Origin of the sequence: Pusillimonas sp. SM2304 (assembly GCF_031628915.1) — a bacterium.
GTDB lineage: Bacteria > Pseudomonadota > Gammaproteobacteria > Burkholderiales > Burkholderiaceae_B > Pusillimonas_C.
On the sequence record NZ_JAVLUJ010000003.1, the window covers coordinates 538,021 to 551,673 of the forward strand.

Here is a 13,653-nt window from a genome sequence, read left to right on the forward strand (position 1 = left end):
CCTGGCCTCCCGGCGGAAAAAAGCGCTGAATCGCTTCAGCGCATTAATCATGGATGCCTCAGGCAAACTTGCACATGTTCTCTTGCTGCGTCGGCGCCAGCGCTTCCAGATCCTCCGATGCGCCCGGAACCGGCGCACTGGTCGTCATGAAATCGTCTTTCCCGGCGTCTTTGTCGCCGCTGGGCTGCACGGTGTACATCTCGTAGATCATCTGGTGATCCCAAGGACGGAAGTAGCCGGGGCGATCGCGCAATACGTCGAACTTGTTGTCGCCTTCCAGGTAGGCAATGACCTTGTCCGCTTGGTCGGACTGGGTCTTGTTCATGGCCTCGGCCAATATCTTGATGGCCAGGTAGTCGTTCACCGCCTGGTTTTCAGGGATTTTGTTCCAGCGCTTCTGGAATGTCTGGACGAAGGCCTTGGCTGACTCTGCCTGGACCTGATGCGTCCAGATAATGGGCCAGGTTCCCCTGAACGCCGATTTCCCCGCCCCCCAGATACTGGTCATGTTCATATCGGCGCCCGCAAAGGGAATATCGATATTGAACTCGTCGTATTGCTTGGCGAAATTGGTGGTCTGGTTGCCGGCCAGATTGCTCATGACCAGGTCGGGCTTCTGCTGCCTGATCTTGAGCAAGGACGCGCTGAACTCGGTGGCGTCGGTGGGCAGCATGTCGTTGGACACGAATACCGCGCCATTTTCGTCCATGAACTTCTTGGTCTGCTTGAACAGGTCATGGCCAAAAGCATAGTCGGCCGTGAACGCCATCCAGCGCTTGCCCTTGACCATGCCGTCGCGCAGCAGCGCCTGACCTATCGTGCGCACATACATGGTGTTGCAGGCTTCAAGATGGAACATATAGCGGCTGCAGTTGGCGCCGCGCAGCTCGTCGGAATTGCATCCGGTTTGAAGAAACAGGGTTTTGGCGCGCGTAGCCACCTGTGCAATCGCCAGCCCCGAAGCCGAACTGATTTCCCCCACCAGCGCATCGACCTTGTCGCGCTCGACCATGCGCTGGGCCTTGGTGGATGCCGTCTGCGGGTTGACGCTGTCTTCTGTCAACAGCTCGAACTTGCGGCCCAGCACGCCGCCTGCGGCATTGACCTCTTCCACCGCCAACGTGGCGCCCAGCACCGCATATTCGCCCATGGGGCCCAGAAATCCCGTCCGGGGGGTCAAATGGCCGATACGGATGGGGCCGGTATTTTGAGCCCGCACCCATGCCGGCATCGCCAGGCCGGCCGCCATGGCTGCGGAACCTTGAAGCAAGAGCCGGCGCCCGGGCTGCGCCGCTGCGGTTTTCTTTTCTGTCATGCTTGTCTCCTGTGGTTTTACACTTGCCGCTTTATATTGTCGTTATACTAGACAACTGTGATCACAGATCACAGCTAGCAATTACCCCTAGATGAAGGAAACATGTCTGCACTGTTAAACCCCGCCCCCAGACGAGAGACCTTGGGCGCAAATGTTTTGTTTCAAATAAAGGAGCTTTTGCTGACCGGGCAACTGATGCCGGGCGAACAGCTGTCGCTGCGCTCGACCGCCGAGGCGCTGGGCGTCAGCATGATGCCGGTGCGCGAGGCGGTTTACCAGCTCGTGGCCGACCAGGCGCTGGAAGTGGCCCCCAACCGCTCTGTCAGGGTTCCCCTGATGACTGCGGCGCAGCTCAAGGAGATCACCGACATCCGCCTGCAGATAGAAGGTTATGCCGTCGAGCAGGCCGCGCAACACGCCACGCCGGCGCTGATCGACACGCTCAGCAGCCTGAACGCACAACTGGCACGGGAAATGGATGCGCCCGGATCGGACAAGTCCGCCGTCGTCCTGATCAACAAGGAATTGCATTTTTCAGTGTACGAGGCGGCCCGGATGCCGCTGCTGGTCAAGATCATTGAAAGCCTGTGGCTCAGAATAGGTCCGGTCCTGAACTATGATTTGCGTGCCGGGTCGGAGCGCACCAAGAACAAGATTGCGGTCGGACATCACGAAAAAATGATAGCCTCGTTGGAACAGCGCAATGGACAGCGTGCCAAGAAGGCGCTGCACGCCGACATAGAAAGCGCGTTCAAGCATATATTGTCCAAACAGTTCTCCTGAGAAAAGACCGGCATGCCCGTATCCGCTCCGCCGACGCAGCCCGCGCTGCGCGATTTCATCCGACGCCTGCCCAAGGCGGAATTGCATCTGCACATAGAGGGGACGCTGGAACCCGAGCTGCTGTTCGCGCTGGCGCAGCGCAATGGCATCACCCTGCCTTATGCGTCGATCGACGCCCTGCGCGCCGCCTACCAGTTCGAAAACCTGCAATCGTTCCTGGACCTGTATTACGCCGGCGCAGGCGTGCTGATCACCGAAGACGACTTCTACGACATGACCATGGCCTACCTGCGCCGCGCGCAGGAAGACGGCGTCGTGCATGCCGAGATCATGTTCGATCCGCAAACGCACACCCGGCGCGGCATCGCGATTGAAACCGTTTTCGCCGGCATCGCCCGGGCGCTGCGTGAGAGTCGGGCCTCGACCGGCATGAGTAGCCGCCTGATCCTGAGCTTTCTGCGGCACCTGCCGGAAGCAGACGCACACGCAACGCTGGAGTCAGCGCTGCCTTTGCGGGAACAGTATGCGGACCTATGGACGGCCATCGGGCTGGACTCCGCCGAGCAGGGCAATCCGCCCGAAAAATTCGCCGATGTCTTTGCGCGCTGCAAGGCCCTGGGTTTTCGCCTGGTGGCCCATGCGGGCGAAGAAGGTCCGGCGGCCTATGTACGCACCGCGCTGGATGTACTGCAGGTGGAACGCATAGACCACGGCGTGCGCAGCGAGGACGACCCGGCCTTGATGCAGCGCCTGATCGCCGAAAAAATACCGCTGACAGTCTGTCCGCTGTCCAACCTGAAGCTGCGCGTGGTGGATGATCTGTCGCAGCACAACCTGGCCCGCATGCTCCGGCAAGGCGTTATGGTAACGGTCAATTCCGATGACCCGGCTTACTTTGGCGGCTATATCGCCGACAATTACGCGGCTTGCGCCCAGAGCCTGGGGCTGAGCGATAAGGAACTGGCTGCGCTGGCCTGCAACAGCATTACTGCGTCATTCCTGCCGGAGCATGAGAAGAATGGGTATTTGAAGCGGATTGCGGATGTGGTGGCGGGGGGCTGAGGGTATCGGTTTGCTTGTAGGCGGGTGGGTGGGTCGATTGGGGTTTCTTTGCTGCGGAAAGGCGGCTGCGGCGGGGGCTGTTCCGGCTTCGCGCGCTACGGCCCTGGCTGCGCCAGGGCTGCCCGTTCCATGCCGCCCCATCGGGGCGGATGCGGAACTCGACCGGTCGGGCCAGTGGCCCGACACCCGTCGGTCTCGAACAAGCCGCATCCTTGCATCCCCGATGGAACGGCATGAAACGGCGTGCGCGAGGCGCCTGCACAGCCCCCGCCGCAGCCGCCTTTCTCGAGTATGAAGCGACGCCATAGCATCATAATCAGGCGTGAAGAAGGCCGCCCGGCAGTCGGGTGGATGGCGTGAGAGCGTCTTTAAAGATGGAGAGTGGGCCGCGCTGGCGTCGATGAGCCCTGGAAAGCAAAAAGCCCACCGCAATGCGGTGGGCTTTTCTTAAATCTGGCCGGTTATTAGATAACCTGGATCGATTTGGCTTGTGGGCCCTTTTGGCCTTCAGCGGCTACGAAGGAAACGCGCTGGTTTTCTTCGAGCGATTTGAAGCCGGTGCCGATGATGTCGGTGTGGTGCGCGAACAAGTCTTTGCCACCCGATTCAGGCTTGATGAAGCCGAAGCCTTTTTCGTTGTTGAACCACTTAACAATACCAGTTTCTGTTTGCATTTTTGCAATCCCTAAAAATAATGAGCGACATGCCCTATAGAAGACTGTCAAGGTGTAGAGATTTGAGCAAAAAAGTACTGTGTTAACTGGTACTGGATTGTACTAACTTCAACGAACTTGAAAATCTAGGCTTGTATAGTATAGAGAAGAAAAGGCCCAGTCAACTTAAATCAACGCAAATAATTGAATTTATTTGGCTGTTTTCCGGGCTATTTGGTATCAAACGATAACAAGGTTGCTTTTCCAACGCCATGCAAGCATTTTCCCGCGATTTTTATGATCGGGACACCATCCAGGTGGCCCGCGACCTATTGGGCAAACTTCTGGTCCACCGCGCCGACGGTATCGAGCGTATCGGTAAAATCGTCGAAGTCGAAGCCTACCTCGGCCCGCACGACTTGGCGGCGCATACGTCCAAAGGCCTCACGCCCCGTACACGTGTGATGTTCGGGCCGCCGGGCCATGCCTATATCTACCTGATCTACGGCATGCACCATTGCATGAATGTGGTGACCGAGGCGGACGGAACCGGTGCCGCGGTGCTATTGCGGGCCCTGGAGCCTGTGGCCAACCTGTCCGAGAATACCCGCGGGCCCGGCCGCCTGTGCAAGGCCATGGGCCTGAACAAGAGCCACTATGGGCACGATCTGTGCAGCCCCGATCTGTTTATTGCGGCAAACCCGGCTGCTGAAGACATCGTTATCGCCGACAGCCCCCGCATCGGGGTCGACTACGCGGGTGAATGGGCCGCCAAGCCCCTGCGCTTCTATATCGCCGGCAACCCGTATATTTCAAGAAAGTGAATCGTACCGCTCCCAGACAAGACAAGGTTTAAAAACCATGTTATAGTTACGCCTCTTTTGCAGCGGCTGTAGCTCAGTTGGATAGAGTACTTGGCTACGAACCAAGGGGTCGTGGGTTCGAATCCTGCCAGCCGCGCCAGATTTAGGGGCTTCCGAAAGGAAGCCCCTTCCTGTTTGTGTGTTTGCAGCGAAATTGCCGGGTTCTTCCCCATAATCGGGGGATCAGGGCATTCATCAAACCGGGTTTAATTACATCATTCGGCGCTTCCCCATTTTCGAGGGGATAGACAGTCACCCTGACAATTTCAAGGGTTGCGGCCGGCCGCATAGCCGATAGGCCCATCGGCCCATGGCGCTTGGATGCGTCGCGGATTGCTCCCCCTGGGCATCAACCGATCTTCAGCGACTTGATCTTGTCTTCCGCCAGCTCAAAAACATGGCCAAGTTGTACCGGACTACCGGGAAAGTTGCCAGCCACATGTGCCGTGACCGACACGCGGCCGCCCTCTTGGGTCATGCTGACAGGCTCGACGGTGTACTCAAATTTTTTCTGTGCCTCACGCTGCCAGGTCTGAATGGCAGCGTGGCCCTGGTACGTCTGGCCTTCGTCAGCGACGACGGCATCCTGTGTGAAACAATTGAAGACCTGAGCAATGTCCAAGCCATTGCTGATCTCGAAATAGGTGGAGACCGGGGTGGGTAGTGAAAGGGGCATGATTGCGTTCTCGCTATGTTTTACCGTACAAGGCATTTTCGCCATAGACTATCCTTTCATCAAGAACGCACGAAAAAGTAAGTGACTGAGCCATGAGGAAGCTATACACCCCGGCAAGCGCTGCAGTTGGCGTAGAGGACGTTTTCCGGCTCCTTGAAGGCCGATGGAAACTCATCATTCTTTTCCACCTTTTTGATGGAAAAGTGCAGCGCTATTCGGACCTTGAAAAGTTGATTCCAGGCATTTCCCAGAAGATGCTGGCTCAGCAGCTGCGGCAACTTGAGGCCGATGGCATCGTTTCAAGAAAGCTGTATCCCCAAGTACCGCCCAAGGTCGAATACCGGCTCACAGAGTGGGGCCAAGCTTTGTGCCCCGCTTTGGACGCGATGCTGACATGGGGAGAACAACGCAAGGTCTTGCCAGCCGCTTAGCGCATGCGGTCGATGCTGCCGCTGTCCCGATTGCCCGATTTTGTTCAAGCCCCAAGGCCTGCTGTAGATCAGCAACATGGCCTGATCTACTTTCAGATTATTCTTATTCCAGCCAGATGCAGATCTCCATAACATGCTCTGATGCTAGGAGATGAAACACACCATGCCGCCGACACTGTCCAGCGTGCGCCCAAAAGTCCCCTGGTATTGCTGCACCTGCTGGCGGGCACGCTGATCATCTGCATTCTGGCGATCACGTTTCTTTATCTGCAATGGGTGTTCAGCGGTGTCGTGTCGTCGCATCGGCGGCAAATGAATGCGGCCGCCTACGAAGCACAGCTTTATTTCGACCAGCGCGAAGGTTTGCTGCGTTCGCTCGCCGCTTCTGTGGTACACGACCATAAAGAAGCCTCTGCCCCCATACCCTCCATCCCCAATAGCTGGCTGGACCAACTCAGCATCGTCCCCCTGGGCAAAGAACTGGACTATGACTGGGGCCTGGTGCTGACCTCGCGCAACCATGCAGAGCTGCGGCGCGTCGGCGCCCTGCCCGTATTCTCGTCCATCCAGGCCGGCACGACCCGCCCAATACAGTCGGACATTCCCGGCGTGGACAAAGACCCGCCCATCTCGCCCGCGACAGAAGAATGGATTGCGGGCGCCCTGCAAACGTTCGGCCTGCTGACGGCACCCGGCGGCCAAGCGCCCATTGTCTGGCTCCGGCCGCCCACGGACGAGCAAAAAAGGCTTTTCCTGTACACCCCCCTGGATATTCTGCATGAGCGCAGCGCCTGGTTTGGCCTGGCCATCAGCAGCGACTTCCAGGATGATCCGGCGCAATGGTCCGAGGGCACGGGCCGCGTACTCTACGGCCCAGGCAACCAGGCTGCTTTGCTCTACCCTGCCATGCCACTGACCTGCCAGCGTTTGCTGGGCGGGATCACCCAAGACTCATTCAGCCTGCAAGGCGATAGCTGGTCGACCAAATCGCTGGTCCTGAGCAAATCGGTAGGACAGGCGGGATGGCGGCTGGCTTACTATGCGCAGCTCTCCAGGCTGTTGAAAGAAGCGGCTACGCCGCTGCAGATGGCAAGCCTTGTCGCCGTGCTGCTGTGTGCGTCTGTCGTCTTCGGCGTCAGGCATATAAAACGCACGCTGATCAAGCCCGCCCTTGATAAGTTCAGGGCGCTGGCGGACAGCCTGGCCCTGAACAAGATGATCATCGATGTCGCCCCGGTGGGCATATGCCTGCTGCGCCGGGACGATGGCGTCATCCTGCTTTCCAACGGCAGGGCGCAAAGCTGGCTCAAGGACGATGGCTTATTGCGCGAAGCCATCCTCCGGCACGAGGACCCGGATACGCACGCTGGCCGCGAGTTTACCCACCGGGATGGACGCAGTGCCTTCCTGACCTTTTCCGCCTGCCTCTACGAAGGCAAAGACAGCATTCTATGCAGCATCAGCGACGTCTCCAAGCTGAAGGAAATCGAGCAGTCGCTGGTGCATGCCAAGCGCGCGGCAGAAGCCGCCAATGCCGCAAAAACGATTTTCCTGGCCAACGTCAGCCATGAAATCAGGACACCGCTCTACGGCATACTCGGCACGCTCGACCTGCTGGCAAAATCCAAGCTGCAAAGCGGCCAGGCCCAGCACCTGGCCACCATACAGGCGTCCTCATCGTCCCTGATCCGCACCATCAACGAAACGCTGGACCTGTCCCGCATCGAAGCCGGACACACTCAGTTGACTGTCGAAGAGTTCTCGCCGCCCGAACTGATAGACCAGGTGATCGGGAACTTCGCTGCCCGGGCGCAGGACAAAGGCATACGCCTTTATTCAGTCATCGACCCTGCGATGCCCGAACATCTGGTGGGCGATGGCGCCCGCTTGCAGCAGATCCTTAACAACCTGGTCAGCAATGCCGTCAAGTTTACGCAGGTGGGGCAGATCATCGTCAGGGCAAGCGCCAAACGGCTATCCAGGCAGGCAATAGAGGTGGCGTTCCAGGTATCCGATACGGGGCCCGGCATCGCCGCCCCGCATCACCCGCATTTATTCAAGCCCTACTACAGCATAGACACAAGGGCGCACTCCATCGTGCCCGGAACCGGCCTGGGCCTGGCCATATGCCATCAACTTGTCGAACTGATGGGCGGCCATCTTTCATTTACCAGCCAGCCCGGCCTGGGCACCAGTTTCCGGGTTCGCGTAACGCTGTCCCTTGCCTCCGCAGCCGCGGATTGCACCACAGAGCTCGCACACCAGCAGGTGCTTGTGCGGGGCGCAGTGCCCGAAGTGGTCCACAACCTTTGCGCCTGGCTTACGCGTTCCGGCGCTGCCGCCAGGCCCTGGCATTCGCACATGCTGGGCAAGGGCAAAGCCCCTGTCCTGATCGAAGCCTGGCCGCAGGCCTTGCCGCCGATTGAATGGACAGGCCCCACAATAGCGGTCAGGCTGCCGTCCTCCGAACCCAGCGATGCGCCGGTGTCTACCTCTCCCAATCCATTCAACATCATCCGCAGCGTAAAAGCCATCCTGCGGGAAAGCAGCGATGCCGGCCATGCAGAAACCCCAGCCCAAAAGAAGCCCTTGCGCCTGAAGATTCTGGTGGTGGAAGACAACCAGATCAACCAAGCCATCCTGCGCGAACAAATGGAATACCTGGGCTGCATCGTCACGGTCGCGCAAAATGGCCACCATGCGCTGGACCGCGACGATATCCACGCCTTCGACGCCGTCTTCACCGATCTGCACATGCCCTCGATCAATGGCGACCAGCTTGCGAAGCTGCTGCGCAGCCGCGGCTATAAAGGGCCCATTATCGGCGTCACGGCGGACGTCTACTACGACGCGGCCGAGCCGCTCGCGGCGGCGAGGCTGACCCGGGTCCTGACCAAGCCGCTTCCTTTTTCCTTGCTGGAGCAAACGCTCCACGATATTGCGTCGGCCGCCATCGAGCGGAATGCTTAATGCGCCCGCCAAACTGTTATATAGTCGTCCTGCCGGCCAGAACCGCCAAGCGATGGGTTATCGGGTTTTTCATCGATGACAGCCAAAGCATGGGGGGCTGAATTGCCTGACCTAGATCGTCCAGAGCCCCCTCATGCCTAATTCCGCCCTTACTAAAGTCACCCGCACCTCGCAACGGTCGAATCTTGCGCTATTCGGCATCCTGCCCCTTGCGCTGGTGCTCGTCAGTCTTCTGATCTGGGGCGTGCAGCGTATTTCGGGACAAGAACAGCAAAAGCTGCAGATGGACTTCAAGATCGTCACGCGCTACGTAGCGCAGCATGAAAAATTCCTTGCGACGCTGGACCGGCAGAACCGGCTCCTGAAGCCGCTCGATATCGTCCCGCTGACCGGTCAACACACACCGGCGCCCGCCGAGCGGCCCAACGCAATGTTCTACGAGGGCCAGCACGCCTTGGCGGCCATGCCCTTCAGCCTGATGTGCGGGCAGCAAGCCCGCTGCCCCATCCAGGGCAAAGAGATCGTGGGTATTGGCGGCTACCTGTCGGATTTCTACTCGAAATACTGGGCGGCTTCTTTTTTCCCGGCCGCCGCCGCATTCCTGATCGATCCGGCCGACGACATCAGCCTTAGCGTTCCCGCCGTGAACGCCGAATCAGGCTATCAGCCGCTGACCCAGGCGATATTTCTTAACGTCACCGACACCGTGCGCGGGCAAAGGCGCTTGACGCCTTCAGCCGGCCGCCTGCCCCTTGACCCCTTGAAAGACACACCGCCCCCGGTCACATGGCTACGGTACGCGCAAGCCAGCCGCTACATGATCGCCGCCGTGCTGACGTCCCTGCCTGGCCAGGGCGGGCCGCAAGCATCCATACCTGTCTACGCGGCGACGCTGTTTGACCGCGACCGCATCAGCATCTCCCAGAGGGTGCTCGATACCCAACCCTACGATCGGTTCTGGCTGTCGCGCAACGGCCAGTTGCTGATCGGGGAAGCCGAGCCGCCGGCCGTGTCCAAGGCCGGGCTGCACTATACCCGGCACGGCATCGTCGTAAAGCTTGAAGACCAGAGCGGGCAATGGGCGGGCCATTATCAAATTGATTATGCGACCTACTTTCGCGGCAATTTCTGGCTTCTTGCCAGCGTGCTGATCATTCTTCTGTTGAGCACCAGCGGCGCATGGCTGTATGCCCGCTGGTACAAGCGGCGCGTCATCTTGCCCGCCCAGGCCGCCCAGCAAGAGATCATAGAAAGCGAAGCGTTCAACCGCAGCGTGCTCGACACCGCGCCGGTTGCGCTATGCGCGCTGCGGCAAGAGGATGGCGAGGTGATGTTCGGCAACGGCCTTTGCTCGCGGTGGCTGGGCCTGGCCGCCGGCCAGCCCTGGCCCGCCGCCCTGCAGTCCACGGCATTGCGCCAGCGGCTACTGGGCGCAACCGGCCCCGACACCATCGAGGCGTTCAAGACGGCCGACGGGCGGTATCTGTTCATGGCGTTCACGCCTACGCGCTACCATAAGCAGGAAGCCATACTTTGCGCATTCGCCGACATCAGCAATCGCATCGCCATGGAAGAGGCCTTAAGCCAGGCGCGACAGCAGGCGGACCGCGCCAACGAAGCCAAGTCCCACTTTCTGGCCACCATGAGCCACGAGATCCGCACACCCTTGTATGGCGTGCTGGGAACGCTGGACGTATTGGGCATGACAAAGCTCGACAGCGCGCAACGCACACATGTCGAGCGGATCCAGGATTCCTCGGTCATTCTGCAGAAACTGATCAGCGACATTCTAGACATCAGCAAAATCGAAGCCGGGCAGCTGGAACTGGCATCCACTTTCTTCAATCCGCGCCAACTCATCCAGCGCTGCGTCGGCGCTTACTCGGCGCTGGCCAGGAAAAAGGCGCTTGTGCTGTACAGCTGCATAGACACCACCATTCCAGAGCGTGTCGAAGGCGACGAAACCCGGCTCATGCAGATCTTGTCCAACCTGATTGGCAATGCCGTCAAGTTCACGGACTCCGGCCACGTCATCGTGCGCGTCAGCACCGAAGACACCGAGGGCGATCAGGTGACGTTGATGATTCAGGTGACCGACAGCGGCATCGGCATCGAAGCGGAACACCAATCCCGGCTGTTCGACCAGTTCTATCAGGTCCGGGACGCCCGGCATGAAACCCCCGGAACAGGCCTGGGTTTATCGATCTGCGCCAACCTGGCCCAACTGATGGGCGGCAAGATCGAGGTTTCCAGCGAAAAAGGGCTGGGAAGCAGCTTCTTGCTGTCCCTGCCGCTGCGACAGGCGCCGCCAGACCATGCGCAGCGCCCCAGCCTGGGGAACACGCCCGTCTACGTCCGCTGCCCGCGCAAGGACTTGCGCGACAACCTCTGCGCCTGGCTGAATCATTGGGGCGCCAACGCTCGCCCCGCACACGAATCGCAACCGCCCCTGGGCCAGCAGGACGTCTTGCTCGATGTCGTGCTGGGCGATGCCTATCCGCCCGGCACTGCGCCCCTTCATATCGTTGCGGACGACGCGGACGGCAGTCCGCAAGACGGGCTTGTCCACGTCAGCCGATATTCGGTGGATGACATCGGCTTCGCCATCGAGCGCCTGGCGCGCAAACAAGATGCGGCGCCCGCGCGCGCATCGACGGCACACCCTGAACCCGCCGGCATCGCGCTTCGTGTCCTGGTCGCGGAAGACAACCCGATCAATCAAGTCACGCTGCGGGACCAGCTTGAACAGCTAGGGTGCTCCGTCACCCTGGCGCAAGATGGCGCCGAGGCGCTGGCCGCCTGGTCTATCGGCGCCTATGACCTGTTGCTGACCGATGTCAATATGCCCAGGCTGAACGGTTACGAACTGACGGTGGCCTTGCGCAGCCAGGGCGTCAACGTCCCCATCATCGGCGTCACAGCCAACGGCATGCGTGACGAAGGCACGCGCTGCATGCATTCAGGCATGACACATTGGCTGGTCAAGCCCATCGAGCTGGATACCCTTCGTTCCCTGCTGGCAAAGTTTGCCGCTGCGGGCGCGTCGCCCGCCCCCGGCGCCCGCGGCCCGGGCGACGCGATGACGTTCGATCTTGCGGACTTTCCGGCCAGGCATAAAGCGCTGTTCCTGGAAACCGGCCGCCGCGACCTTGAACAGTTCGAGCAGGCGCTGCGCGACGAGCAGCCAGACAAGCTGATTGCCCTGACGCATCGCATCCGGGGCGCGCTGGCCGTCATCAAGCAAGGCGGGTTGACGGACATGGCAAGAAAACTTGAAGCCGCACTCAGGCGCGATGGCCTGGATCACGCATCCTCTGGCAAAGCCGCTGATTTCGCGCAGGCCTTCAGCCGCCTGCTGGAGCAAATAAACGATGAGGCATAAGAAGATGGCGATATGATTCCATTAGGCCAACCCTGGGTACTTTTATGCAGAAGCTACGACTAATCCTTGCTGATGACCATCCCGTCGTGCTGGCGGGCGTCAGCGACCTCTTCCAGGAATCATTCGATTACGAGCTGGTGGCATCGGTGACGTCGTCTTCGGCCCTGATTCAACATATCGTCCAGGACGCGCCCGATGTCGTGATTACCGACTATTCCATGCCGGGGGATGAGCGATACGGCGATGGCCTGCGGCTCATTGAATATCTGCGGCGCACGTTTCCCGCCGTGCGCATCGTGGTCCTGACCATGGTGTCCAACCCCATGATTCTCTCGGCCCTGTACACGACCGGCGTTTCGGCCGTCGTGCTCAAGCAAGACAGTTTGTCTGAAATCGTCAAGGCGCTGAATCATCTCAGGCAGCAGCGCTGTTATTATCCCCCCGGCTATCGCGCCAATGAAAACGGCCCGCAACGGGCCAGACCGCTGGATGCCCGCATACAAAGCCTTTCACCCCGCGAGTTTGAAGTCCTCAGGCATTTCGTGCGCGGGGAGAGCGTGATGGAAATCGCGGAAAGACTGAAACGCAGCGTGAAAACGGTCAGCACCCAGAAAAAGACAGCGATGCGGAAACTGGGCATAGAGACCGATCAGGATCTGATTGCTTACTGTCTTGAAAGCAATCTGTTCGACTGAAAGCTGTTCGGCTGAAAGAAAACAGAATGCATCGGACCGCATAGCGGCCTGTTTGAACAGCACATTGATCTATTTAAGAATTTTCCTAAATACAATGGCTGGCTTATCCGTGATGATAAATATATAAAAAAAACTGATAAGCAAACCGCCCCGAAGCTGCCGCGCTGGGTTACTCACGTTGCCCCTAATTGAACATTGCCATGGATAATGAGCCTTCATTTGTTATGGTTTCCGTTGACGACTACCGCAGGCTGACCGGCATGGCCTCTGCTGCGCCGGATAACATCGACAAAAGCCCCGCAGGGCATGCAGCGCAGCCGGAACCAGCGCCTTTCGCCGACCTGCTGACCCCGTCCGCCCTGCAGGAAAGCAAACTTCTAAGCCTGATCGAAAAAATAAGCCAGCCTAAAACCCCTGATGCTGAAGGCTATCCGCCCCAACTGCTGTCCTGCATGCTCAAGCACAACTGGTCGTCCGTACGCGCCTGGCGCGAGCACCTGGGCTTTACCCTGACCGAGGCCGCAACCCGTCTGGGCGTATCCGAAGCCTCTTACAGGCATATGGAACGGCTGGGCGAAAAACTGCCGCCGCAAACCCTGCAGGCGATCGCCACAGCATTCGGCACTCGCCGCGAATATCTCGAACTTGGGGGCGGCGCTCAAGACCCAGGCGCCGACGATCAGGCAGCCCCCTGGCCCGATGACGAATCCGCCAGCCGCTGCAAGACCGACTACCTTTACCACCCGGCATTCTGGACCCCGGCATAGGGGCAAGGCGGGTCATTAATCACCGAACTTCTGCCGCAGATCAAAGCGCAGCTGTT

The 13,653-nt window shown here is 59.4% G+C and carries 11 protein-coding genes and 1 tRNA gene; 9 read left to right on the forward strand and 3 right to left on the reverse strand.

The features are described from left to right. Positions 1 to 58: 58 nt before the first annotated feature. Positions 59 to 1,315 carry an ABC transporter substrate-binding protein gene (locus tag RE432_RS17355; protein WP_310934797.1) on the reverse strand — a complete coding sequence of 419 codons (1,257 nt, stop codon included), beginning with the start codon at positions 1,313 to 1,315 and terminating at the stop codon, positions 59 to 61. A 156-nt stretch (positions 1,316 to 1,471) separates the two neighbouring features. Between RE432_RS17355 and RE432_RS17360 the strand changes: the two genes are divergently transcribed. Next, entirely contained in the window at positions 1,472 to 2,098 is a 627-nt protein-coding gene (locus RE432_RS17360) for a GntR family transcriptional regulator (protein WP_310934798.1), read from the forward strand. Between the two features lie 12 nt (positions 2,099 to 2,110). Further along, positions 2,111 to 3,160, forward strand: a complete 1,050-nt coding sequence (locus RE432_RS17365; protein WP_310934799.1) for an adenosine deaminase — start codon at positions 2,111 to 2,113, stop codon at positions 3,158 to 3,160. Positions 3,161 to 3,624: 464 nt separating this feature from the next. Here RE432_RS17365 and RE432_RS17370 read toward each other — a convergent pair whose 3' ends face one another. Continuing rightward, positions 3,625 to 3,834: a cold-shock protein gene (locus RE432_RS17370; protein WP_128354895.1), complete on the reverse strand. Its 210-nt coding sequence runs from the start codon at positions 3,832 to 3,834 to the stop codon at positions 3,625 to 3,627. A gap of 251 nt (positions 3,835 to 4,085) precedes the next feature. Between RE432_RS17370 and RE432_RS17375 the strand changes: the two genes are divergently transcribed. Both RE432_RS17375 and RE432_RS17380 read left to right on the forward strand, forming a co-directional pair. After that, positions 4,086 to 4,637, forward strand: coding sequence for a DNA-3-methyladenine glycosylase (locus RE432_RS17375; RefSeq protein WP_310934801.1), 552 nt, complete (start codon positions 4,086 to 4,088; stop codon positions 4,635 to 4,637). Between the two features lie 62 nt (positions 4,638 to 4,699). Then, a tRNA-Arg gene (locus RE432_RS17380) sits at positions 4,700 to 4,776 on the forward strand. A 249-nt stretch (positions 4,777 to 5,025) separates the two neighbouring features. Here RE432_RS17380 and RE432_RS17385 read toward each other — a convergent pair. Next, the gene (locus RE432_RS17385) at positions 5,026 to 5,397 is read right to left on the reverse strand and encodes a nuclear transport factor 2 family protein (protein WP_310934803.1); all 372 of its coding nucleotides are present in this window, start codon (positions 5,395 to 5,397) and stop codon (positions 5,026 to 5,028) included. A gap of 47 nt (positions 5,398 to 5,444) precedes the next feature. Here RE432_RS17385 and RE432_RS17390 point away from each other — a divergent pair, with 47 nt between their 5' ends. The 5 genes from RE432_RS17390 to RE432_RS17410 all read left to right on the forward strand — a co-directional run bounded on the left by RE432_RS17390 (position 5,445) and on the right by RE432_RS17410 (position 13,597). Then, a complete protein-coding gene (locus RE432_RS17390; protein WP_310934805.1) occupies positions 5,445 to 5,783 on the forward strand; it encodes a winged helix-turn-helix transcriptional regulator in 339 nt (112 codons plus the stop codon). A 141-nt stretch (positions 5,784 to 5,924) separates the two neighbouring features. After that, positions 5,925 to 8,753: an ATP-binding protein gene (locus tag RE432_RS17395; protein WP_310934807.1), complete on the forward strand. Its 2,829-nt coding sequence runs from the start codon at positions 5,925 to 5,927 to the stop codon at positions 8,751 to 8,753. A gap of 133 nt (positions 8,754 to 8,886) precedes the next feature. Then, positions 8,887 to 12,135, forward strand: coding sequence for an ATP-binding protein (locus RE432_RS17400; RefSeq protein ID WP_310934808.1), 3,249 nt, complete (start codon positions 8,887 to 8,889; stop codon positions 12,133 to 12,135). A gap of 44 nt (positions 12,136 to 12,179) precedes the next feature. Continuing rightward, positions 12,180 to 12,830 carry a response regulator gene (locus RE432_RS17405; RefSeq protein ID WP_310934809.1) on the forward strand — a complete coding sequence of 217 codons (651 nt, stop codon included), beginning with the start codon at positions 12,180 to 12,182 and terminating at the stop codon, positions 12,828 to 12,830. A 224-nt stretch (positions 12,831 to 13,054) separates the two neighbouring features. Next, a complete protein-coding gene (locus tag RE432_RS17410) occupies positions 13,055 to 13,597 on the forward strand; it encodes a helix-turn-helix transcriptional regulator (protein ID WP_310934811.1) in 543 nt (180 codons plus the stop codon). Positions 13,598 to 13,653: the final 56 nt, after the last annotated feature.

Coding starts and splice junctions, on each gene's coding strand:
- RE432_RS17355 (WP_310934797.1), bottom strand. CDS start 1,315: ATGACAGAAAAGAAAACCGCAGCGGCGCAGCCCGGGCGCCGGCTCTTG.
- RE432_RS17390 (WP_310934805.1), top strand. CDS start 5,445: ATGAGGAAGCTATACACCCCGGCAAGCGCTGCAGTTGGCGTAGAGGAC.
- RE432_RS17365 (WP_310934799.1), top strand. CDS start 2,111: ATGCCCGTATCCGCTCCGCCGACGCAGCCCGCGCTGCGCGATTTCATC.
- RE432_RS17400 (WP_310934808.1), top strand. CDS start 8,887: ATGCCTAATTCCGCCCTTACTAAAGTCACCCGCACCTCGCAACGGTCG.
- RE432_RS17370 (WP_128354895.1), bottom strand. CDS start 3,834: ATGCAAACAGAAACTGGTATTGTTAAGTGGTTCAACAACGAAAAAGGC.
- RE432_RS17410 (WP_310934811.1), top strand. CDS start 13,055: ATGGTTTCCGTTGACGACTACCGCAGGCTGACCGGCATGGCCTCTGCT.
- RE432_RS17395 (WP_310934807.1), top strand. CDS start 5,925: ATGCTAGGAGATGAAACACACCATGCCGCCGACACTGTCCAGCGTGCG.
- RE432_RS17375 (WP_310934801.1), top strand. CDS start 4,086: ATGCAAGCATTTTCCCGCGATTTTTATGATCGGGACACCATCCAGGTG.
- RE432_RS17405 (WP_310934809.1), top strand. CDS start 12,180: ATGCAGAAGCTACGACTAATCCTTGCTGATGACCATCCCGTCGTGCTG.
- RE432_RS17385 (WP_310934803.1), bottom strand. CDS start 5,397: ATGGCGAAAATGCCTTGTACGGTAAAACATAGCGAGAACGCAATCATG.